Below are 20,185 nucleotides of genomic sequence, written 5' to 3' on the forward strand. Positions count from 1 at the left end.
TTTTTTCCCCCTTTAGCATAATTCAAATACACCGGCTGCTCCCATCCCGCCGCCGATACACATTGTAACGACACCAAATTGCTCATTTCTTCGTTTCATTTCGTGAATCAGCGAGAGAGTAAGCTTTGTGCCCGTACAGCCAAGCGGGTGTCCGAGTGCGATTGCGCCCCCGTTGACATTCACTTTCTCCTCATCAATCCCCAGCTCCCTGATGACTTGGATGGCTTGTGATGCAAAAGCTTCGTTCAGTTCGAACAGCCCGATGTCCTGCAGTTGAAGCCCGGCTAGCTTCAGTGCGCGCGGAATGGCTTCCACGGGCCCGATGCCCATGACTTCCGGGGGCACCCCGCCAACTGCAAAGGAACGGAATTTGACAAGCGGCGCCAAACCAAGCGCATCCGCTTTTTCGCGATCCATCAGCATGACAGCCGCCGCCCCGTCACTTGTTTGCGAGGAATTTCCGGCAGTGACTGTCCCGTCAACGGAAAAGGCCGGGCGTAAAGTGCTTAAAATGTCTGTGGTCGTTTGCGGGCGGACACCTTCATCCTGAGAAAAAACAGTATGTTTTTCCTGCGGCTTATGGTTTTCGCCGATTTCTGTCACCTTGACTTCGACTGGGACAATTTCATCTTTAAATTTCCCCTCTGCAAGAGCTTTGGCAGCTTTCTGGTGGCTGCGCACGGCAAAAGCATCCTGATCTTCACGGGAAACGCCGTATTTTTTCGCAACCTGTTCTGCCGTGTGTCCCATGCTCATGTAATACTCCGGCGCTTTCTCGGCTAATGCGAGGTTCGGACGGGTCACATGCCCCATCATCGGAACCTGTGACATAGATTCCGCTCCGCCTGCAATGGCCGTATCGTAGGCGCCAAGCATAATTTTTTCTGCCGCATATGCGATGGACTGAAGACCTGAGGAACAGTAGCGGTTGACCGTAATCGCCGGCACCGTATATGGCAGACCCGCAAGCGCGCCGATATTTCTCGCCATATTGAGCCCCTGTTCTGCTTCAGGTGTCGCACAGCCAATAATTAAATCGTCAATATTGCCCTCATAGCCGCCTGCTCGTTTCAGCGTTTCTTTCACGCAAAGGGCTCCCAAATCATCCGGGCGAACGGTGGCCAATGAACCTTTTTTCGCTTTCCCTACCGGTGTTCTTGCTCCTGCCACAATAACTGCCTCTTTCATAAACTCCCTCCTAGTTCCGTAAAGGTTTGCCTTTCACCAGCATATGCTGCATTCTCGCTTGAGATTTCGCCTCGCCTGCCAGACTTAAAAACGCTTCCCTCTCAATTTCCAATAAGTACTCTTCATCCACCTCTGTTCCGAACGGCACTTTTCCGCCGGCAATCACAAAAGCGAGCTTTTTAGCGATTTTCATATCATGCTCAGATAGGTAGCCGGACAGCTTCATTTGCTCTGCACCGAGCAGAAGCGCGGCATAACCTGTTTCCCCCGCCACCTTGACCCTTTCTTTTACAGGCGGCCGCCAGCCGGTATCGTATAAAGAGGCGGCTAACTGCTTTGCATCGTACAGGAGGTGATCCTGGTTAGTGCTGATACGGTCAGCCTCTTTTAAAATGTTCAGTTCCCGGGCCTCTTGGGCGGAAGTTGACACCTTAGCCATTGCGATCGTTTCAAATGTTTTCATGGCCGCATTCATCGGATCAAGACCGCGGCGAAGATGATTGATGTACAGCTCTTTATTGCCCCCTCCGCCAGGGATAAGGCCGACTCCTGATTCTACAAGTCCCATATAGGCTTCGCTTGCCGCTTGTATACGTGCAGCAGGGAGACACACTTCCGTCCCTCCGCCGAGCGTCATGCCAAATGGAGCTGCAACAACAGGTTTCGCGCTGTATTTGATGTTCATCATTGTCTCTTGAAAACGCCGTATCACCAAATCAACTTCCATAAAGTTGTCATCCTGTACTTCCATTAAGATCATGGCGAGATTGGCGCCCACACAGAAATTTTTGCCTTGATTGCCGATGACAAGCCCTTTGTAATTCCGCTCTGTTTCTTCCAAAGCTCTGTTGATCATTTGAATGATGTCGAACCCGATGGCATTGCTTTTCGAGTGAAACTCGAGCAATGCCACATCGTCTCCAAGGTCGATCAGGCTGGCTCCGCTGTTTTTGGCAATGACGCCGTTTGTTTCTTTGACCGATTGTAAATGGATTCGTTTCTTGTTTTCTTTTACAGCTCTGTATTCGCCGCTTTCGTAATAAAGCACTTTTCCGTTTTCTCTGATGTAGAAGGTTTCATTCCCTTTGTCCAGCATATCTTTTATCCAGCCGGGAATCTCCGCTCCTAGATGTTCAAGCTTTTCCGCCGACTGTCTGAGACCGATTGCGTCCCAGATTTCGAATGGCCCCAGTTCCCAGCCGAAACCCCATTTCATGGCTTGGTCAATTGCATGAATATCGTCGGCAATTTCTCCGAGCAGCTGGGCTGAGTAAAGCAGCGTTTGCGACGTGATATTCCACAGCAGCTGGCCAGCCCTGTCTTCCGAATAAATAAGCGCTTTCATTTTGGCTTTTGTCCCTTTAGCTTGCTTTGCCGCTTCAAGAGCCGGTGTTTTCATCTTTGTCCGTTCTCCGTAAGTAAGCGTCATCGGGTCTAGCTCATAAATCGTTTTTCCTTCTTTTTTATAAAAGCCTTGACCGGATTTGCTTCCGATCCAGCCTTTTTGCAGCATGTCATTCATGAAGTCAGGCAGGCGAAACACTTCTTTTTCGTCTCCCTCTGCTTTGTCATATACGTTTCGGGCGACGTGGGCAAACGTATCAAGGCCGACAACATCCAGCGTTCTGAAGGTTGCGCTCTTCGGTCTGCCGATCAGCGGGCCTGTGATGGAGTCGACTTCTCCGACCTGATAGCCGCCTTTCAGCATTTCTTGAACCGTAATGAGAAGTCCGTACGTCCCGATTCGGTTTGCGATAAAATTTGGTGTGTCCTTAGCTGTAACCACACCTTTGCCGAGGACATTTTCACCGAAGGATGTCATAAACGCCAGGATGTCAGGATCAGTTTCCTTAATCGGAATGATCTCCAGCAGCTTTAAATATCGCGCCGGGTTAAAAAAGTGTGTTCCGAGAAAATGAGCTTTAAAATCATCAGACCTGCCTTCAGCCATTGCCTGCACTGAGATGCCGGACGTGTTGCTCGAGACGATGCTGCCCGGTTTCCGATGCTCATCCACGAGAGAGAAAATCTTCTTTTTGACCTCAAGATTTTCCACAACGACCTCAATAATCCAATCAGCTTCCTTCAGCTTCTCAACATCATCTTCTAGATTGCCGGAAGTAATATAAGCGGTATTTTGTGCTGACGTAAGAGGGGCAGGCTTTTGTTTCAGCAGCTTTTTCACCGCAGATCTGCTCAGCCTGCTGCGCACCTCCGGACTTTCCTTCGTCAGCCCCTTTTTCTCCTCTTCCTTTGTTAAATCGTTCGGCACAATATCAAGCAGCAGGACCGGAATTCCGATGTTAGCCAAATGCGCAGCAATACCGGAACCCATAACCCCCGATCCTAAAACGGCTGCTTTTTGAATGTGTTTGTGCATGAGACATCCCCCTTGAACGTTGAATGAATAATCATTCATTTTTTGGTCAAAAAAAATGGAAACCCGTTTCTTCTTTCATCATAAAAGATTTTTGTTTCGACTTCAATAGCTAATTTGTTATTTTTTTGTATGAAGCAAATAGAAGACGGGAAACGTAAACCTGGAGGTGAAGGGAATGGTGCGAGAGAAAAAGAACCCGTCTTCAGCAGCAGTAAGCGCGGCGAGCGTGAAGGGAGATGCCGGTCCGACACAGCATTACGGCGGCGGAAAACGGACAAGCCAAAATCAGCAGTATAAGAAACATAACATGGAACAATAACAATGCAGCTGCGGTTCGCGGCTGCTTTCACTTTTTGAAAATCCCTTTTAACACAAAAGCCGCATTTGCCGGTCTTTCGGCGATTCTTCTCATAAAGTAGCTAAACCAGTCGGTTCCATACGGGACATATACACGCATCTTGTACCCTTCCTTCACGAGTTCCTTCTGCCGCTCCGGCCTAATCCCGTAAAGCATTTGAAACTCGAATTGTGACAGCGGGATTTGATGCTCGGCAACGAGTTTCTTCGTAAACGCAATGATGTCATCATCGTGTGTAGCGATTGCAGTATAATTCCCACTCAGCAGATGAAGTTTAATCAAGCTCTGAAAGTGAAGGTCTGTTCCTTTTTTATCAGGGAATGCAACGGCCGCAGATTCCTTGTAAGCGCCTTTGACAAGTCTGAGATTCGGCTTCAGATCGTGCAGCTTTCGGATATCTTCTGCAGCCCGGTAAAGATAAGCCTGTATCACCGTACCCAGCATGTCAAATTCCTGCTTGCACTGCCTGTAGATGGCAAGCGTCTGTTCATAATGTGAGTAGTCCTCCATATCGATCGTCACAGCCACGTCATTTTCCTTCGCAACAGATAGAATGTCACGCAAATGTGAAACGGCCAGCTCCTCTGAAATATCGAGCCCCAGTGACGTCAGCTTAAGGGAAAGCCCGGAATCTAACCGATGGTCGGCAATCGCTTGAATCGCCTTCTTGCATTCCTCTGCGACTCGACTTGCTTCTTTTTGTGTAGCCGCATACTCGCCTAAATAATCGATGGTTGTGCACAATCCGGATTGATTCAGCTTTTTAATGGTCCGAACAGCCGATTCAATCGTGTCCCCCGCGACAAATCTCCGCGCCCCCAGCCGTGATCCGTATGCTTTGGCAAGCTTGGTGAGCGTTTTATTTTGAGATAAGAATAAAAACATATGTCTCAACATCCAATTCCCTCCTGACGATACAGCCTTCTTCAAAACACCTGTATATAACTCCCATACTGAAGGAAACATAAAACGAATAGAACGCAAAGGAGGATGACAATGAACAATCAGCAGCAATCTCAAATGCCGCCCTCTGTTATTTCGACAAAGGATCATTTGTATCTGAATGACATGCTGAACTGGAATCTGCTCGCAATGAAAAAAGCGCATTTTATGGCGCAGCAGTGCCAAGATCAAGCATTAAAACAAGAACTAGACCGTGTCGGACATATGCATCACGATCACTATCAAAGAATATTAAAGCACCTGCAGCCAGGCCAGCAGCAGTCCGGCTACATTCAATAAGGAGGCGCCAAAATGAATCAGCAAAATCAGAAAATCAGCAACCCGCAAACACCTGTGCCGACTACATCAGAAATGAATGACAGAGATGTCGTCAATGAACTTTTGACAACGGAAAAATACATGACCACTGCGTATTGCACTGCTCTGCACGAGTTCAGCCATGAATCTCTCTATCAGGATATTCAATCCATTTTTGATGAGTCACAAAAAGCGCAAAGAAAACTGTATGATCTCATGTTCCAATATGGATGGTATACTGTTGAAGCAGAGGACGCCCAAAAGCTACAGCAATCCTATCAAAAGTTCCAGCAAACCATTCAGCAGCAGTCTCCTTATCAGCAATAAAGTTCCATCAATCAGATCCGCAAAAAGGGTATGATGTGCTTTACCGGCATCTATCCTTTTTTTGTGTGTAAAATCAGTTGACTTTTTATTAATGTTTATTTATATTTAATAAGCATTAACTATTTCAATACATTAAATATAAACACAGATTATATTAAAGAGGAGAAATGAAGATGAAGAGTGCGGATCAGTTAATGTCTGATATTCAACTATCGCTTCAGGCGCTCTTTCAAAAGATACAGCCTGAAATGCTGGATAGCATGGAGAAACAGGGGATTACCCCCGCGCAGCTGTTTGTGCTCGCAAGCTTAAAAAAGAATGGCAGCCTTAAAATTTCTGAAATTGCCGAACGGATGGAGGTCAAGCCAAGCGCGGTTACGTTAATGGCAGACCGCCTTGAACAAAAAAGTCTGATCGTCAGAAAACACAATACCCAAGACAGGCGAGTCATTAATATCAGCCTTACCGATGAAGGAGACAGAAAGTTCGAGGACGTTTTGGCGGGCAGAAAAGCCATAATGGCACGATACCTTTCTTACCTGACGGAAGAGGAACTGTTGCAGGCAGCGCATATGACGAAAAAGCTGGCACAAGCTGCTGCCGAAACAAATGAAAAGTAAAATAGGAAAAGAGGAAACGGATGAAATGAGTAATGAAGGAAAACAATCAAAACGGACTTTATTAATAACAGGCTTAATCATTGCCATGTTTTTCTCAGCCCTTGACGGTACCATTGTCGGAACTGCCATGCCGAAAATCGTCGGAGATCTTGGCGGTTTGAGCATGATGACCTGGCTGACTACGGCGTATTTGTTAACATCAACAACGGTCGTGCCGATTGCCGGTAAATTAGCGGACTTATTGGGGCGCCGGATCGTCTATGTATCAGGGTTGCTTATTTTTATGGCTGCTTCAGCTCTGTGCGGAATGGCCAACAATATGACAGAATTGATTATTTTCCGCGGTTTGCAGGGAATTGGCGGAGGTATTATGATGCCGATGGCCATGATTGTCATTGGTGACTTATTTACAGGGAAACAGCGTGCCAAATTCCAAGGGGTCTTTGGAGCCATTTACGGGCTTGCCTCTGTTATCGGGCCGCAAATCGGCGGCTGGATCGTTGATTCATTAAACTGGAAATGGGTTTTCTACATTAACCTTCCTGTTGGAATTATCGCGGTTATTTTTATTGCCAGAGGATTGCAGGGCCGTAAGCAGACCGGTCCGATCAACTTTGATATCGCCGGTATTTTCACAATGATTGTCGGGGTTGTCAGCCTTCTTCTTGCCCTAAGCTTCGGCGGGAAAGATTACGCATGGGGTTCATGGCAGATTCTCGGCTTGTTCGCGCTCGCACTGATCGGAATTGTGAGCTTTATTATTGTTGAATCGAAAGCGAAAGAACCGATCCTTCCAATGTATCTATTTAAAAATAGAACATTTACATTTTTGAACCTGATCGGCTTTTTTATGAGTATCGGAATGTTTGGCGCAATTACGTTTGTTCCTTTCTTTATGCAGGGAATTGTCGGTGTAAGCGCGTCTGAATCAGGCACCATTATGACACCGATGATGATCTCAATGATCATCACAAGCATTATCGGCGGTCAGCTTGTTTACAAAATAGGCATTAAACCGCAAATCATAACAGGCATGCTGATTATGGCTGGCGGATTCCTTCTGTTAACCACCTTGGATTTAGACACGAGCAAACTTGTCGCAACATCCTATATGGCCATTATCGGTCTTGGAATGGGTCTTGTTATGCCGATTCTGACGCTGGCTTTACAGGAAAGCTTTTCGAAAGAGGAGCTTGGGGTCGTCACCTCTTCCAGCCAATTCTTCCGTTCTATCGGGGGCACTTTCGGCATTACCATGCTGGGCGCTGTAATGAATGCCAGATCAGGAAGTTTATTAACAGATAAACTGGTGCCGTACTTAGACTCACTTCAAGCACAGGCAAGCTCGTTTGCCGCCCAGCTAAAGGGTATGATTGATACAAATCCGCAAGGGCTGCTGCAATCACTGTTCAGCCCGGACGCAATTAAACAAATCCCTGCGGCTTTCTCATCCCATATTATGCCGATATTAAAAACATCGTTGATGGATTCGCTCCACAGCGTGTTTTATACAGGCCTGATCTTTATCGCAGTCGGAGCTGTATTCACCTTATTCTTAAAGCCTATTAAGCTTTCGAATAAGAAAACGGATGAACAAAAGGAAAAAGCGGCACAAGCCGTTGAATCCCCTTCTCATTAATAGAGCGCCCCGCGGACATAACCGCGGGGCTTTTTTATTCGATCATCTGGGCCCTTCCGTTTCCGAAGGACCAATCCTCATCCTGATTTCCGGCCAGTATGATAAACACATCTTCTTTTCTTACACCGAGCTCCGAATGAATCCGGCTTGCCACTGAATGGTAAAACGATTTCTTCTGTTCTGTTGTTCTTGAATCTTTCAATGTAAAATGGATGTAAATCAGTTCATCTGTGCGCTCTACCTGTAAATAAGACGGATCATAAAAAAATTCGCTTTTTTGGTATTGCCGGATCACTTGAAAGTAATCATCAGCCGGTACATTGATTTCTTCGATCATAGACTGGTGAATGGCTCTGCTCAGTTTTTGAAGCCATTCTTTGCTTCTCCCCGCTCGTAAATGAATCTGTACAAATGGCATCTCTCACGCCGCTCCTTTCTTTACATCGTCTGGCCGCTGTCAATCGTGATGATTTGTCCTGTCAGGGATTCCTGTTCAAGCACGGAACAAATCAGCCGTGCCACATCACTCGCTTCAGCAATTCGCTGCAACAGCAAAGTGCCGCTCATGTTTTTCATTTTTTCTTCACGCCCCGCCCACCATCTTGTCGCGACAGCTCCGGGTGCGACACCGCACACTCTGATTTCTGGCGCCAAAGCGTGTGCCAATGATTTTGTCAGGCCGTGCACCGCTGCTTTTGACACAGCGTAAGGCATAGAAGAGCCCGCCCCGGTTGACCCCGCGATACTGCCGATATTAACGATCGCCCCAGCCTTGCTTTTTTTCATGAAAGGAGCCGCTGCTCTCGCGCAAAAAAACATTCCTTTGACATTGACCGCATATAACTCGTCCCATACGTCCTCTGTCGCGGCATCGAGATCATCCATTGGAATATGCCGTGTAATACTTGCGTTGTTGATTAAAACGTCAATCGTGCCGTATTGCTTTACTATCGCTTGAACCATGTCCTGCACTTCACTGTTTTTGGATACATCGGCTTGGATAGCAACGGCCTGCCCGCCCTCGCTTTTGATGATTTCTGCTGTTTCCTCCGCCTCAGCTCGCGAGCGTGAATAATTCACTGCAACAATCGCTCCGCGTTTCGCTAATTCAATGCATGCTGCTCTTCCTATTCCCGTGCCGCCCCCAGTGATGAGAGCTGTTTTGTTCTTAAGATCCATTGCCGCCACTCCTTGTTGTTTGTATATATTTTGAAATCTAAACTGCTGATTCTATTGTAATGGAGGTTTGGTGTTACGTATAATGATTGTTAAAGATACTCGATATCACTTAGATTGATATCAGAAGAACGGGGGATTCAACATGGAAAGCGGAGATCTGCGTGTGTTTCAAATGGTAGCCCGTGAAGGCACAATTACGAAAGCCGCCCTGCAGCTTGGTTATGTGCAATCAAATGTGACGGCCAGAATTCAGCAATTGGAAGCTGAGCTCGGCACCACCCTTTTTTTGCGCCATAATCGAGGGATGACACTTTCTGCAAGCGGAAAACTGCTGCTGGACTACGCAAATAAAATTATCGGCCTGCTGGATGAAGCGTCTAAAGCGCTCTCATCTTCTGTCGAACCAAGCGGGCCGCTTATGATCGGCTCCACTCAAACAACCGCCGCGGTAAGGCTTCCGAAGCTTCTGGCTGCTTATTATGAAGAGCATCCAAACGTACAGCTGTCTTTAACAACAGGGCATACACAATTTCTCATTGATAAAGTTCTTCGTTATGAATTGGATGGCGCGTTTATCGGATGCGAATGCAATCATCCTGAGCTCAAATCCTATCCTGCATATGAGGAAGAACCAGTGGTTGTTTCGGCTGCTTCTGTTTCCAATGCAGAGGAAGCCATCACAAAGCCGATTCTCGTTTACAGCACAGGCTGTTCGTATCGAGAGACACTTGAAAAATGGTTGCGCTCTGTCGGCGTCACACAGCCGGTGATTATGGAGTTCGGCACACTTGAAGCGATAATAGGCGGGGTAACAGCGGGCCTTGGCATCTCATTGCTGCCGCGGACTGTTGTACAAAAACACGAGTCTGAAGGTTCGATCCGATTGTACACGCTCCCTGAAGCCCTCAGACAGATGAAAACAGAATTTATTGTTCGAAAAGATTCGTTTATCAGCAGCGCGTTGCGGACCTTTATGGATTCCTTTGCGCCTGATAAAACGGCAGCATCACAAAAAAGCAGTCTGCTCTGATTGGCAGACTGCTTTTTTAGCTATTGTTTGTTTCGATGCGCTTCATTTAATTCCTTAATATGCTGAATGATATCTTTAATGCCCTGCTTTGCGTCAGGATATGTCGCATTCCAATGCTTAGCGAGCGGAGGCATGCTTTTGGCGATATGCGTGTACAAAATCCATTGCTTCACTTCTTCTTTTAGCTCATTGTTTGATTCACCAAGCAGAAGCTCAGTATATTTCTCCAGCAATCCATCCAGCTGTTCTTGCAGTTTTTGTTCCATTTATACATCTTCCTTTCAAAAAAACATCAAGGAGCTTTCTTATTGATGAAAGCTCCTTTAGCCGTGTTATTTATCCATGTGATGTGAAAGCCGCTTCCCGGACAATGCATCTGCCCCGGCCATGAGGAATGCAAAGAGGCGTTCCGAACAGCGGGTCCTGTGTGACCTGACAGTTCATAGAAAACACATTTTGCACCAGATCACAAGTAATGACCTCTTCCGGACGGCCTTCAGCGTAAATCTGTTTATCTTTAATAGCCACAAGGTGATGTGCGTAGCGGCACGCTAAATTCAAATCATGGAGCACCATGACGATCGTCCGCTGTTCCTTCTCATTCAGCTCAAACAGCAAATCAAGAATTTCTATTTGATGCGTCATATCCAAATACGTTGTCGGTTCATCCAGAAGTATAATATCCGTTTCCTGGGCAAGCGTCATCGCAATCCAAGCCCGCTGGCGCTGTCCGCCTGATAAGGAATCAACGGCACGGTCAGCCATATCTTCCAGCTTTGTGGCTTTAAGCGCTCTCTCAACAGCTCCCTCATCCTCTTTTGACCACTGTTTCAGCCAGTTTTGATAAGGATATCTTCCCTGCTTTACAAGCTGATGCACTGTCAGTCCCTCCGGAGCAGAAGGCCCCTGCGGCAGGATGGCAAGCTCCTTTGCGACTTCCTTTGTCGGAAGCTTGGCGATCGCTCTTCCTTCCAATAGCACAGAACCGCCTCTCGGCTTCATCAGCCGCGCCAACGAACGTAAAAGTGTCGATTTTCCGCAGCCGTTGCTGCCGATAAATACGGTAATTTCACCTTTTGGAATCGTTAAATTCAGTTCATCAATAATAACGGCATCCCCGTACCCTAAGCTCAGCGTTTCTGTAGAAATTGCACTCATACCCATAACCGCTCCTTTTTGCTGGCTTTTTAGCAGCTCTATGTATCGCACGTTTTATATAGACATGCATGTAAGTAAATTGTCATCAATGCAAGTGATACAATATTCAGTCTCTGATATGGTCATATATCCCTCATTGTAGCAGAAAACAGTGACTTTGAAAATCATTTTCAATTAGTTTTCTGGTCAAAAATGGCGGTTATGGGTTTTTCAGCACATGATTATTTTTTAATTTCTCTGACAGCCCCGTTCTTAAGCTTCAGTTTTAAGTCAATATGATCATAGTGGCTGTCAAGGTTAAAAGCCGCCAGCACGCTGTGAATCACTTCCTTTTCAGCCATTTGATCTGTCACGGATAGCTCGCTCAGAATCATTTTCATCTCATCCAGCGCTTCTTCTCCCTCTTGATTGATGCCTGAGAGCTTATCTTGTATTGCTGCTGTTTCATGAGTTCCGTTTTTTTCGTATATCCCTTCATAGCGATTATGCTCACCGTCACCATAGCTGACGCGAAGCGAGAAATTGCTGTAAGGAACAGATTTCATATGAGTAACTGCCGTATTTTCTCCTTCTGCTTGCTGCTGTTCTTCATTGAGACGGCAGCCCGCAATCAGAACAACTGCGAGACAAACGGCCCCCGCCGCTCTGATCAAATGCATAATGGTTCCCCCCTGTAGAATTCCATTTCTTTTAGGTATGTCCAAGGGATGGAATCCTCATTCAGAGAAAAGAACAGAAAAAGCCGGGCTTCAGCGCCCGGCTTTCCTTTATGATTCAGTCATTTGCAAAAAGGTTTCGGCGTCCTGCACTGCCAGCTTGATGGCATTTTCCCAAAAGTCTCTCTTCGTGATGTCTGCGCCTAAATGCTTCAGCGCTAAATCTTCTGCGGTCATGGATGCCGTATCACGCAATAGCGCTATATATTTCTCTTCAAACGTGTTTTTTTCTTCAAGCGCCAGAGCGTAAATGCCGAGAGAAAACAGATAGCCGAACGTATAAGGGTAATTATAAAACGGCACTCTCGTAATATGAAAGTGGAGCTTTGACGCCCAGAATAGCGGATGATACTCGCCTAAAGCGCCGCAGAACGCTTCTTTTTGCGCTTCTTCCATCAGCTCGTTTAAACGGTCCGCCGGCACAATTCCCCGCTTTCGTTCCTCGTAAAATCTCGTTTCAAATAAAAACCTCGCATGGATATTCATAAAGAAAGCAACGCTTCTTTGCACTTTATCCTCCAGAAGCACAAACTTTTCTTCCTTTGTCTCCGCCTGATTGACAGTCGCGTCTGCCACAATCATTTCGGCAAAGGTTGACGCAGTTTCCGCTACGTTCATGGCGTAGGATCGATTTAACGGCCTTACATTGAGCATCGCTTCCTGATGAAAGGCATGCCCGAGTTCATGGGCAAGCGTTGAGACGTTCGAGGCACTGCCGGAAAACGTCATGAAGATACGGGATTCCCCGCTGTCCGGAAAGCTCGTGCAAAAGCCGCCGACTCTTTTTCCGCTTCTGTCCTCGGCTTCAATCCAGCGGTCACGGAACGCCTTTTCTGTAAAAACGGACAACTTTCGGCCAAACGTGGAAAATTGGCTGACAATTAAGTTTGCGGCTTCATCGTATGAATATTCCTTCCCGGCAGACCCAATCGGTGCCTCAACGTCATACCAATTGAGCTTTTCGAGACCAAGCATGGATGCTTTCCGGTTGAGAAACTGAACGAACGGCTGCTTATTTTCAGTAATGACCTGCCACATCGTATCCAGCGTTTCTTTTTTCATCCGGTTGATTTGCAGCGGCTCCTTCAGAACGTCCTCCCATCCCCTCGCTTTGTAGGTTTCCAGCCGGAACCCCGCCAAATGATTCAGCGTGCTGCTGAAAATATCCTGTTCCCGCTCCCAAGCTTGATTGGTGCGTTCAAAAACGGTTTTTCTGACATCACGGTCCTGAGAAGACATCATGTTTTCCGCCTGTCCGACAGATAATTGTTTTTCCTCAAACGGAATGGTCATTTTTCCGACAACGATATGATATAAATCATCCCAGGCATGATAACCGTCAACCGCAAGGCTTCCAATCAGTTTTTCTTTGTCTGGGCTGAGCTTTTCCGCAACCCGTTCTCTTCTTTCATTTAATATGTATGATACCTCTCGCAGTCCAGGTGTTTTGAGCAATTCTTCCCACACGCCTTGATCAATCTCCACAAGTTTATGATCGAATGTGACAAGGGAGGACTGAAAATCTGCGACTAGCTGATGCATGAATGATTTATGTTCATTCGCCTTCTGATCGCTCATGTTCTGTGCCTGAAGACAAGAGACAAAAGCACCGGCCTGCTGCAGCTTTACCGAATTTTGTTCAAATGCATCAAGCAATGCGGTCAGCCTTCCAGCATCATCAGGTGTTTCTGGCGCCTCAAATGCATCTGTCATGTCTTGAAATGCACGCAGGCTTTGTGACAGCTTTTCAATATATCCCTTGAATTCCTCTGACTGGCTCCCGCCTTTAAAAAACGAATCCAGATCCCATGTTTTGTCTACCCCTTGCAACCCCATGACTCAAAACCCCTTTCCTTATTTGATTTTATTATAGAACAATTCTGAATTATTGTATAAAAATATCTTTTATGGCGTCATTCTCTATGCATCATTGTACAATAGCTGTAGCCCCGAACAGGAGGATATGGAAAATGAATAAAAAAATAGCTATCGTTACAGGAGCGTCTAGCGGTTTCGGTCTGCTGGCAGCAGTCAAACTGGCTCAGTCATTTTTCGTCATTGCCACAGCAAGGCAGCCCGAGAAAGCGGAACAGCTGCGCGGTTTAGCAGCAAAACATCATGTAGCTGACTCCATTCACATCACCGCTCTTGATGTCACTGATGAACACTCGATCGAAGCCTTTGGAAAAACCATAAGTGCGTATGCCCCAATTGATTTACTCGTCAACAATGCGGGGACAGCTTACGGGGGATTTATCGAGGATGTGCCGATGGAGCATTTCAGAAAGCAATTTGAAACGAACGTTTTCGGATTAATCAATGTCACAAAAACCGTCCTTCCTTACATACGAAAGCATAGCGGGGCAAAGATTATAAACGTAAGCAGTATCAGCGGTTTAACCGGATTTCCCGCATTGTCGCCTTACGCCTCTTCCAAGTATGCATTGGAGGGGTTTTCAGAAAGCCTGCGTCTGGAGCTGATTCCTTTCGGCATTGAAACCGCTCTGATCGAGCCAGGCTCATACAAAACATCGATCTGGTCAACATCGTTATCGAATCACATGACTGTGCCGGCTGACGATTCAGCTTATCATCAATACTATAAAAAGATCCTTTCTTATGTTGAAAAAAATGCCGATGAAAGCGGAGATCCCCAAGAGGTTGCCGACCTCATTTATCAATTAGCCATGAAACAGCGTTTAAAGAAATTGCGTTATCCGATCGGAAAAGGCGTCAAGCTCACCCTGTTATTCCGAGCGCTTTTTCCTTGGTCCGCATGGGAGTCTATCCTGAAGAAAAAACTATTCAGCCGATCTAAATTATAATAATTATAATTTAGTATTGACTCTTAATTAATACGTGGTATAATTAAATTAACAGATCACAAGGAGGACGTAAGATTATGAAAACCGAAAACGCAAAAACAAACCTGACATTAGTTGAGAATTCAATGAACACCCAATTATCAAACTGGTTTCTTCTATACTCCAAGCTGCACCGTTTTCATTGGTATGTAAAAGGGCCTCACTTCTTTACATTGCATGAAAAATTTGAAGAACTGTATGACCACGCGGCGGAAACTGTGGATACGATTGCTGAGCGCCTGCTGGCTATCGGAGGACAGCCTGTTGCCACTCTGAAAGAATACACTGAGCAAGCATCTATCACAGACGGCGGAAACGAAACGTCAGCTTCAGAAATGGTCCAAGCTTTGGTGAACGACTACAAACAAATCAGCAGCGAGTCTAAATTCGTCATCGGCCTTGCGGAAGAAAATCAAGACAATGCGACAGCAGACTTGTTTGTCGGATTAATCGATGAAGTCGAAAAACAAGTGTGGATGCTTTCCTCTTATTTAGGCTAAAAAAAAGCTGAACCCTCTTCAGGTTCAGCTTTTTTGCTATTTAGCTGCTGAGGCTTTCTGTCTGCTTGGTCAGTGTCACGTTCAGGTTTTTCGTTTTTCCGTTTCGTATCACTTGAATTGTTGTTTTATCTCCGACTTTTAAATCTTTATATAGGATTTGACGGATATCCGCACTGCTTTGGATATCTTTGCCGTTTAATTTGACAATAACATCCTCAGATTTCATTCCTGCTTTAGCCGCCGGTGAATTAGATTGAACTTCTTTGACGTAGACACCTTTGCTCAATTGATCGCCAAACAGGCCGAGTGTGTTTTCCTGGTACGTTTCAGGAACTTGCGACATATCAATCATTTGCACGCCTAAGAATGGACGTTCCACTTTTCCGTTTTCAAGAAGCTGGTCAACAATTGGCTCTACATCGTTGCTTGGAATCGCAAAACCGAGTGACTCAACCCCATTTTCACTTACTTTCAAACTGTTGATACCGATCACTTGGCCGTTTGAATTGATTAACGGGCCGCCGCTGTTCCCCGGATTGATTGCCGCGTCTGTTTGCAGCACATTCATCTCAACCGTACCTTGAGTCGTATCGACATCAATCGTCCGGTTAAGTCCGCTGATGATCCCTTGTGTCACTGTTCCGGAGAATTGCTGGCCGAGCGGGTTACCGATGGCGATGACTTTTTCACCTGTGCGCAGCTGCGAAGAATCCCCGAAACTCGCCACTTTTTTGACGTTCTTATTGCTGATTTCCAAAACAGCCAAATCCGTAATTGCATCGCTTCCCACAAGCTTGGCTGTCTCCGTTTTACCATTGTACAGGGTAACAGTCAGCTTATTCGCTCCTTCCACTACGTGGTTGTTTGTAATGATATATGCTTTATTATTGTCTTTTTTGAAAATGACCCCTGACCCCGTTCCGCTTTCACTTTCTGAGCCGGAGCTGCCTTCTGTGCCGAATGTGTTATTTTGAGAGGTTTGGATATTTGAGATTCCGACAATTGTCGGCTCTAAGTCCTCTACCATATCAGCCACGTTGGTCGCGTTTGTCACAGGTGTCGTTGTAAAGTTGTCTGATTGCACCTGTTTATTTGCGGAAGCCGTCTCGGTCGTCTGATTATGGTCAGACGGTAAATAAGGCGCGACGCCGAGCATCAGTCCGCCGCCGATGATCCCGCCTAAAATCGGGCTCAGCCATGCGGCTCTCCGCTTTTTTTCTTTTTTTACAGCTGTTTCTTTCTTTTCCATTTCTAAAGCGGAAGCCGTTTCTCTTCGTCCCGCTTCATCAGAATGAGGCGGATCAAGCAGTTCTTGTTCAGGATGCTCAATCAGCTTTTGGTTTTCTGTATTCATGTTTTCTGTATGTGAAGGTTCTGTGTGTTGTTCTCCGTTCTGGTCATCACGTCGATAATCCATATGCATACACTCCTTATTCGGTTTTCGTATATCGTTACATATTCATCGCATGTACAAGTTCAATTGTCCCAATAATGAGGAGAAAAGCAAAGCACCAAAATAGAATATGTTTGATCATCCTACATCTTCCCCGCTCTTTTCTTTTCCTTTCTTCCCTTATACACATCATAAACAAACATTGTGGGATAAAAATGAAAAGAATATGTGAAATTATGAAAATTGCCTGCCGTATGTTAAAACTAGTTTATAATGACGTTGAAAGGATGTGAAGAGCCTTGTCATATACCATTTATCTAGTTGAGGATGAGGATAATCTGAATGAATTGCTGACGAAGTATTTAGAGAATGAGGGCTGGAACATTACATCTTTTACGAAAGGCGAAGACGCCAGAAAAAAAATGACGCCGTCTCCCCACCTGTGGATTCTCGATATCATGCTGCCGGATACTGACGGCTATACATTAATAAAAGAAATCAAAGCGAAAGACCCTGACGTGCCGGTCATTTTTATTTCCGCACGAGACGCCGATATTGACAGAGTGCTTGGGTTAGAGCTTGGAAGCAATGACTATATTTCAAAACCATTTCTCCCGCGGGAACTGATTATACGTGTGCAAAAACTATTGCAGCTTGTCTATAAGGAAGCGCCTGCCGCACAAAAAAACGAAACCATCGTCTCCTCCTATCGGGTCGCGGAAGACGCCCGTGAGGTCTATGATGAAAACGGCAATTTGATTAATTTAACGTCAAAGGAATTTGATCTCCTCCTCTTATTTATCCATCATAAAGGACATCCATATTCCCGTGAGGATATTCTCGTCAAGGTATGGGGCCATGATTATTTTGGAACTGACCGCGTTGTTGATGATCTTGTCCGGAGGCTGCGTAAAAAGATGCCTGAACTCAAAGTGGAGACCATTTACGGGTTTGGCTACAGGATGATGACATCATGAAAAACAAGCCGCTTTCGTTTCAAATATGGGTTGTTATCTCCGGCATCCTGTTAGCCATATCGATTTTATTGCTTGTTTTATTTTCAAACACGCTGCGTGATTTTTTCACCAATGAAACGTACACCACCATTGAAAATGAACAGCATGTTCTGACTGAGTACCGCCTGCCTGGTTCAATCGAAAGGCGCTATTACAGTGAGGAAGCCACAGCGCCGACGACCGTGCGCTCTGTACAGCACGTGCTTCTGCCCGAAAATGAAGCGGCTTCGTCAGACAAGGATTTGAGAATCCTGTCGTCCGCATTTATCCATAAGGTATACCAGCTGGCTGATAAACAGGAAGCCAAAAAGAAACGGTACAGTGCTGAAATCAATGGCGAAAAAGTGTTTTTTGTCATTAAGAAGGGACTTTCCGTCAACGGGCAATCCGCCATGATGCTGTCCTATGCACTTGATTCTTATCGGGACGATCTGGCCTTCACCCTGTTCAAACAGCTGCTGTTTATTATAGCGGTTGTCATTTTATTAAGCTGGATTCCGGCGATTTGGCTTGCGAAATATTTATCAAGGCCTCTCGTTTCGTTTGAAAAGCACGTCAAACGGATTTCAGAACAGGATTGGGATGATCCTGTCATAGTGGATCGGAAAGATGAAATCGGCAAATTGGGCCATACTATTGAAGAGATGCGCCAAAAGCTCGTGCAAAAGGATGAAACAGAAAGAACCCTTTTACAAAATATTTCTCATGATTTAAAAACACCGGTTATGGTGATCAGGGGATATACCCAATCCATTAAAGATGGGATTTTTCCTAAAGGAGATCTTGAAAATACAGTAGATGTCATTGAAGGCGAAGCCCTTAAGCTGGAGAAAAAAATAAAAGATTTATTATATTTAACAAAGCTCGATTACTTATCTAAGCAAAAAGTACAACATGAAACATTCAGTATTATGGAAGTGACAGAAGAAGTCATTGAAAGACTGAAATGGGCGCGAAAAGAATTATCATGGGGAATTGATGTAGATGAAGACATTCTCATGCCGGGTGATCCCGAGCAATGGAACAAGCTTCTGGAGAACATACTGGAAAATCAAATCCGCTATGCCGCAACAAAGATTGAAATCATCATGAAACAAGATGATCGGAATATCTTTATCACCATTAAAAATGACGGACCGCATATTGAAGATGAGATGCTTTCCAGCCTCTATGAGCCTTTTAATAAAGGGAAGAAAGGCGAATTCGGCATTGGTCTCAGCATCGTAAAACGTATTTTAACTCTTCATAAGGCGTCTATCTCAATTGAAAATGACAAAACAGGTGTAACATACCGCATAGCAGTGCCAAAATAGACTGTAGATGTTTTTGCAGTCTATTTTTTATGTGAAAGAATAGCCGTTAAAATCTCTATAATTTGTTTTGAGCGGCTGTTTGCATTGATGAACCCATTTTTTCTCTGACAATGTCTGCTTCGGATATTTGACTTTTTCCACTTTAATTCCTCTGTTTCGCAAGCGGCTGATCATTTCGTCCAATTCTCTCATTTCAGATTCACCCTTTCGCTTGAGCTTTGACCGTTCGGTCATCTCAATTTATAATATAAATAATACATGATAAAAAAACAAGTTACAATAAGGTTAAATTTATAACGTACGGTATGACTATATGGTCATATCCTATGTAGGCCTCAGGCTCCGAAAGGGTGGAACCATTTGAAGGAAAAAGAGAAGCTGATTATTGAAACAGCCATTAAACTGTTTGCCCAAAAAGGATATAACTCAACATCGGTTCAGGAAATTGCCAAAGCATGCAAAATTTCTAAAGGCGCTTTCTATATTTATTTTCCTTCTAAAGAAGCGCTGCTTTTGTCTATGCTGAATTACTATTATGATAAAACGTTTACCCGTATTTTAAATATTAAAACGAAAGGCGACAGCCCCAGAACAGCTTACCGCAAGCAGCTTACCGTGTTCTATGAAAACATCCTTGAACACAAAGACTTTATTACAATGCAGATGAAGGAAGGTTCTCTTCCTTATACGGAGGAAGTAGAGCAATACGCGAAAAAAATCCGCCAGACTTCCCTTCAATTTCACATTGACAGTCTGTTAAACATATACGGAGAGAAAGCTGAACCTTATACAGCGGAGCTTTGTTTTCTAATAGAAGGAATCAGCCAGATTTACCTGGAATGCATGATTTTGCTCGGGTATACTGTGAAACCGGATCAATTAGCAGATATCGTTATTAACCGAATTGATGATATGGTCAAAGGCATGTCTGAACGAAACGATGAGCCTTTCATCACATCAGAAGAAGCAAGCTCTTTATTCGGGCCCCTGTCTCACGGACGTCCTGACCCGCTGACTGAATCGATTGTGAAAAGCCTTCGTGAAAAAATAAAAAGCTTGAACACAAACTCCTCTTTTGAATTATCGGAGAGCTTGGACATACTTGAAGCAGAAATGAAGAAAAAAACACCGAAGCTGGTGATCATAAAAGGAATGATCCATAATCTGATGGAGTCGGAAGCTCTCGCAGAGGATGCCGAGCAGCTTACATATCTCTTGAAACAGCAATATATTTAGAAGAACGG

At 45.2% G+C, this 20,185-nt stretch carries 21 protein-coding genes and 1 pseudogene; 11 read left to right on the plus strand and 11 right to left on the minus strand.

What is annotated here, in order from left to right:
* Positions 1 to 12: 12 nt before the first annotated feature.
* Together AU387_RS03510 and AU387_RS03515 are read right to left on the minus strand one after the other, a co-directional pair.
* On the minus strand, positions 13 to 1,188 hold the full coding sequence (locus AU387_RS03510; RefSeq protein WP_059334830.1) for an acetyl-CoA C-acetyltransferase: 1,176 nt from the start codon (positions 1,186 to 1,188) through the stop codon (positions 13 to 15).
* Between the two features lie 10 nt (positions 1,189 to 1,198).
* Complete coding sequence (locus tag AU387_RS03515; protein ID WP_059334832.1) at positions 1,199 to 3,568, minus strand: 3-hydroxyacyl-CoA dehydrogenase/enoyl-CoA hydratase family protein; 2,370 nt, start codon at positions 3,566 to 3,568, stop codon at positions 1,199 to 1,201.
* 175 nt (positions 3,569 to 3,743) lie between these two features.
* Between AU387_RS03515 and AU387_RS20330 the strand changes: the two genes are divergently transcribed.
* Complete coding sequence (locus AU387_RS20330) at positions 3,744 to 3,887, plus strand: YuzL family protein (RefSeq protein ID WP_010331806.1); 144 nt, start codon at positions 3,744 to 3,746, stop codon at positions 3,885 to 3,887.
* 27 nt (positions 3,888 to 3,914) lie between these two features.
* Here the strand turns inward: AU387_RS20330 and AU387_RS03520 are convergent, their stop codons facing one another.
* Positions 3,915 to 4,823, minus strand: a complete 909-nt coding sequence (locus AU387_RS03520) for a proline dehydrogenase family protein (RefSeq protein WP_059334834.1) — start codon at positions 4,821 to 4,823, stop codon at positions 3,915 to 3,917.
* A gap of 99 nt (positions 4,824 to 4,922) precedes the next feature.
* On the opposite strand from AU387_RS03520, the gene AU387_RS03525 reads away from it, so the two are divergent.
* From AU387_RS03525 to mdtP, 4 genes are all read left to right on the plus strand, one after another.
* The gene (locus AU387_RS03525) at positions 4,923 to 5,168 is read left to right on the plus strand and encodes a hypothetical protein (protein WP_044159050.1); all 246 of its coding nucleotides are present in this window, start codon (positions 4,923 to 4,925) and stop codon (positions 5,166 to 5,168) included.
* Between the two features lie 12 nt (positions 5,169 to 5,180).
* The gene (locus AU387_RS03530) at positions 5,181 to 5,513 is read left to right on the plus strand and encodes a spore coat protein (protein ID WP_024122779.1); all 333 of its coding nucleotides are present in this window, start codon (positions 5,181 to 5,183) and stop codon (positions 5,511 to 5,513) included.
* A 173-nt stretch (positions 5,514 to 5,686) separates the two neighbouring features.
* Positions 5,687 to 6,133 carry a MarR family transcriptional regulator gene (locus AU387_RS03535; RefSeq protein WP_044159054.1) on the plus strand — a complete coding sequence of 149 codons (447 nt, stop codon included), beginning with the start codon at positions 5,687 to 5,689 and terminating at the stop codon, positions 6,131 to 6,133.
* Positions 6,134 to 6,158: 25 nt separating this feature from the next.
* On the plus strand, positions 6,159 to 7,772 hold the full coding sequence (gene mdtP / locus AU387_RS03540) for a multidrug efflux MFS transporter MdtP (RefSeq protein WP_059334836.1): 1,614 nt from the start codon (positions 6,159 to 6,161) through the stop codon (positions 7,770 to 7,772).
* 34 nt (positions 7,773 to 7,806) lie between these two features.
* On the opposite strand, the gene AU387_RS03545 is transcribed toward mdtP, so the two are convergent.
* Together AU387_RS03545 and AU387_RS03550 are read right to left on the minus strand one after the other, a co-directional pair.
* A complete protein-coding gene (locus AU387_RS03545) occupies positions 7,807 to 8,190 on the minus strand; it encodes a tautomerase family protein (protein ID WP_059334837.1) in 384 nt (127 codons plus the stop codon).
* Positions 8,191 to 8,210: 20 nt separating this feature from the next.
* A complete protein-coding gene (locus AU387_RS03550) occupies positions 8,211 to 8,951 on the minus strand; it encodes an SDR family NAD(P)-dependent oxidoreductase (protein ID WP_059334839.1) in 741 nt (246 codons plus the stop codon).
* A gap of 142 nt (positions 8,952 to 9,093) precedes the next feature.
* Here AU387_RS03550 and AU387_RS03555 point away from each other — a divergent pair, with 142 nt between their 5' ends.
* The gene (locus tag AU387_RS03555; RefSeq protein ID WP_059334840.1) at positions 9,094 to 9,981 is read left to right on the plus strand and encodes a LysR family transcriptional regulator; all 888 of its coding nucleotides are present in this window, start codon (positions 9,094 to 9,096) and stop codon (positions 9,979 to 9,981) included.
* A 20-nt stretch (positions 9,982 to 10,001) separates the two neighbouring features.
* Here AU387_RS03555 and AU387_RS03560 read toward each other — a convergent pair.
* The 4 genes and pseudogenes from AU387_RS03560 to AU387_RS03575 form a co-directional block, all read right to left on the minus strand.
* Positions 10,002 to 10,290 (minus strand): annotated as a pseudogene (locus tag AU387_RS03560) (YusU family protein).
* Positions 10,291 to 10,317: 27 nt separating this feature from the next.
* On the minus strand, positions 10,318 to 11,145 hold the full coding sequence (locus tag AU387_RS03565) for an ABC transporter ATP-binding protein (RefSeq protein WP_082687829.1): 828 nt from the start codon (positions 11,143 to 11,145) through the stop codon (positions 10,318 to 10,320).
* 215 nt (positions 11,146 to 11,360) lie between these two features.
* Complete coding sequence (locus AU387_RS03570) at positions 11,361 to 11,798, minus strand: YusW family protein (RefSeq protein WP_024122787.1); 438 nt, start codon at positions 11,796 to 11,798, stop codon at positions 11,361 to 11,363.
* Positions 11,799 to 11,906: 108 nt separating this feature from the next.
* Positions 11,907 to 13,691, minus strand: a complete 1,785-nt coding sequence (locus AU387_RS03575; RefSeq protein WP_059334844.1) for a M3 family oligoendopeptidase — start codon at positions 13,689 to 13,691, stop codon at positions 11,907 to 11,909.
* 134 nt (positions 13,692 to 13,825) lie between these two features.
* Here AU387_RS03575 and AU387_RS03580 point away from each other — a divergent pair, with 134 nt between their 5' ends.
* Both AU387_RS03580 and mrgA read left to right on the plus strand, forming a co-directional pair.
* Complete coding sequence (locus AU387_RS03580; RefSeq protein ID WP_059334845.1) at positions 13,826 to 14,680, plus strand: oxidoreductase; 855 nt, start codon at positions 13,826 to 13,828, stop codon at positions 14,678 to 14,680.
* 77 nt (positions 14,681 to 14,757) lie between these two features.
* Complete coding sequence (mrgA, locus tag AU387_RS03585) at positions 14,758 to 15,219, plus strand: Dps family protein (protein WP_024122790.1); 462 nt, start codon at positions 14,758 to 14,760, stop codon at positions 15,217 to 15,219.
* A gap of 40 nt (positions 15,220 to 15,259) precedes the next feature.
* Here mrgA and AU387_RS03590 read toward each other — a convergent pair whose 3' ends face one another.
* On the minus strand, positions 15,260 to 16,636 hold the full coding sequence (locus AU387_RS03590) for a S1C family serine protease (protein ID WP_059334847.1): 1,377 nt from the start codon (positions 16,634 to 16,636) through the stop codon (positions 15,260 to 15,262).
* A 275-nt stretch (positions 16,637 to 16,911) separates the two neighbouring features.
* Between AU387_RS03590 and cssR the strand changes: the two genes are divergently transcribed.
* Positions 16,912 to 17,589: a two-component system response regulator CssR gene (gene cssR / locus AU387_RS03595; RefSeq protein ID WP_059334848.1), complete on the plus strand. Its 678-nt coding sequence runs from the start codon at positions 16,912 to 16,914 to the stop codon at positions 17,587 to 17,589.
* The gene (cssS, locus tag AU387_RS03600; protein ID WP_044159066.1) at positions 17,586 to 18,941 is read left to right on the plus strand and encodes a two-component system sensor histidine kinase CssS; all 1,356 of its coding nucleotides are present in this window, start codon (positions 17,586 to 17,588) and stop codon (positions 18,939 to 18,941) included. The genes cssR and cssS overlap by 4 nt, the downstream gene beginning before the upstream one ends.
* A 27-nt stretch (positions 18,942 to 18,968) precedes the next feature.
* Here the strand turns inward: cssS and spxO are convergent, their stop codons facing one another.
* Positions 18,969 to 19,133, minus strand: a complete 165-nt coding sequence (gene spxO / locus AU387_RS20335) for an anti-adapter protein SpxO (RefSeq protein ID WP_003221681.1) — start codon at positions 19,131 to 19,133, stop codon at positions 18,969 to 18,971.
* A 168-nt stretch (positions 19,134 to 19,301) separates the two neighbouring features.
* Here spxO and AU387_RS03605 point away from each other — a divergent pair, with 168 nt between their 5' ends.
* Positions 19,302 to 20,177, plus strand: coding sequence for a TetR/AcrR family transcriptional regulator (locus AU387_RS03605; protein ID WP_059334850.1), 876 nt, complete (start codon positions 19,302 to 19,304; stop codon positions 20,175 to 20,177).
* The last annotated feature ends 8 nt before the right edge of the window (positions 20,178 to 20,185 follow it).

Origin of the sequence: Bacillus halotolerans, from assembly GCF_001517105.1 — a bacterium.
In the GTDB taxonomy this organism is placed as follows: Bacteria; Bacillota; Bacilli; order Bacillales; family Bacillaceae; genus Bacillus; species Bacillus halotolerans.

Excerpts from the sequence above, each read along its gene's own strand:
- AU387_RS03590 (WP_059334847.1), bottom strand. The coding sequence starts at position 16,636 with ATGGATTATCGACGTGATGACCAGAACGGAGAACAACACACAGAACCT.
- mdtP (WP_059334836.1), top strand. The coding sequence starts at position 6,159 with ATGAGTAATGAAGGAAAACAATCAAAACGGACTTTATTAATAACAGGC.
- AU387_RS03570 (WP_024122787.1), bottom strand. The coding sequence starts at position 11,798 with ATGCATTTGATCAGAGCGGCGGGGGCCGTTTGTCTCGCAGTTGTTCTG.
- AU387_RS03575 (WP_059334844.1), bottom strand. The coding sequence starts at position 13,691 with ATGGGGTTGCAAGGGGTAGACAAAACATGGGATCTGGATTCGTTTTTT.
- spxO (WP_003221681.1), bottom strand. The coding sequence starts at position 19,133 with ATGAGAGAATTGGACGAAATGATCAGCCGCTTGCGAAACAGAGGAATT.
- AU387_RS03510 (WP_059334830.1), bottom strand. The coding sequence starts at position 1,188 with ATGAAAGAGGCAGTTATTGTGGCAGGAGCAAGAACACCGGTAGGGAAA.
- AU387_RS03565 (WP_082687829.1), bottom strand. The coding sequence starts at position 11,145 with ATGGGTATGAGTGCAATTTCTACAGAAACGCTGAGCTTAGGGTACGGG.
- AU387_RS20330 (WP_010331806.1), top strand. The coding sequence starts at position 3,744 with ATGGTGCGAGAGAAAAAGAACCCGTCTTCAGCAGCAGTAAGCGCGGCG.
- AU387_RS03520 (WP_059334834.1), bottom strand. The coding sequence starts at position 4,823 with ATGTTGAGACATATGTTTTTATTCTTATCTCAAAATAAAACGCTCACC.
- cssS (WP_044159066.1), top strand. The coding sequence starts at position 17,586 with ATGAAAAACAAGCCGCTTTCGTTTCAAATATGGGTTGTTATCTCCGGC.
- AU387_RS03555 (WP_059334840.1), top strand. The coding sequence starts at position 9,094 with ATGGAAAGCGGAGATCTGCGTGTGTTTCAAATGGTAGCCCGTGAAGGC.
- mrgA (WP_024122790.1), top strand. The coding sequence starts at position 14,758 with ATGAAAACCGAAAACGCAAAAACAAACCTGACATTAGTTGAGAATTCA.
- AU387_RS03525 (WP_044159050.1), top strand. The coding sequence starts at position 4,923 with ATGAACAATCAGCAGCAATCTCAAATGCCGCCCTCTGTTATTTCGACA.
- AU387_RS03545 (WP_059334837.1), bottom strand. The coding sequence starts at position 8,190 with ATGCCATTTGTACAGATTCATTTACGAGCGGGGAGAAGCAAAGAATGG.
- AU387_RS03550 (WP_059334839.1), bottom strand. The coding sequence starts at position 8,951 with ATGGATCTTAAGAACAAAACAGCTCTCATCACTGGGGGCGGCACGGGA.
- AU387_RS03580 (WP_059334845.1), top strand. The coding sequence starts at position 13,826 with ATGAATAAAAAAATAGCTATCGTTACAGGAGCGTCTAGCGGTTTCGGT.
- AU387_RS03515 (WP_059334832.1), bottom strand. The coding sequence starts at position 3,568 with ATGCACAAACACATTCAAAAAGCAGCCGTTTTAGGATCGGGGGTTATG.
- AU387_RS03530 (WP_024122779.1), top strand. The coding sequence starts at position 5,181 with ATGAATCAGCAAAATCAGAAAATCAGCAACCCGCAAACACCTGTGCCG.
- AU387_RS03535 (WP_044159054.1), top strand. The coding sequence starts at position 5,687 with ATGAAGAGTGCGGATCAGTTAATGTCTGATATTCAACTATCGCTTCAG.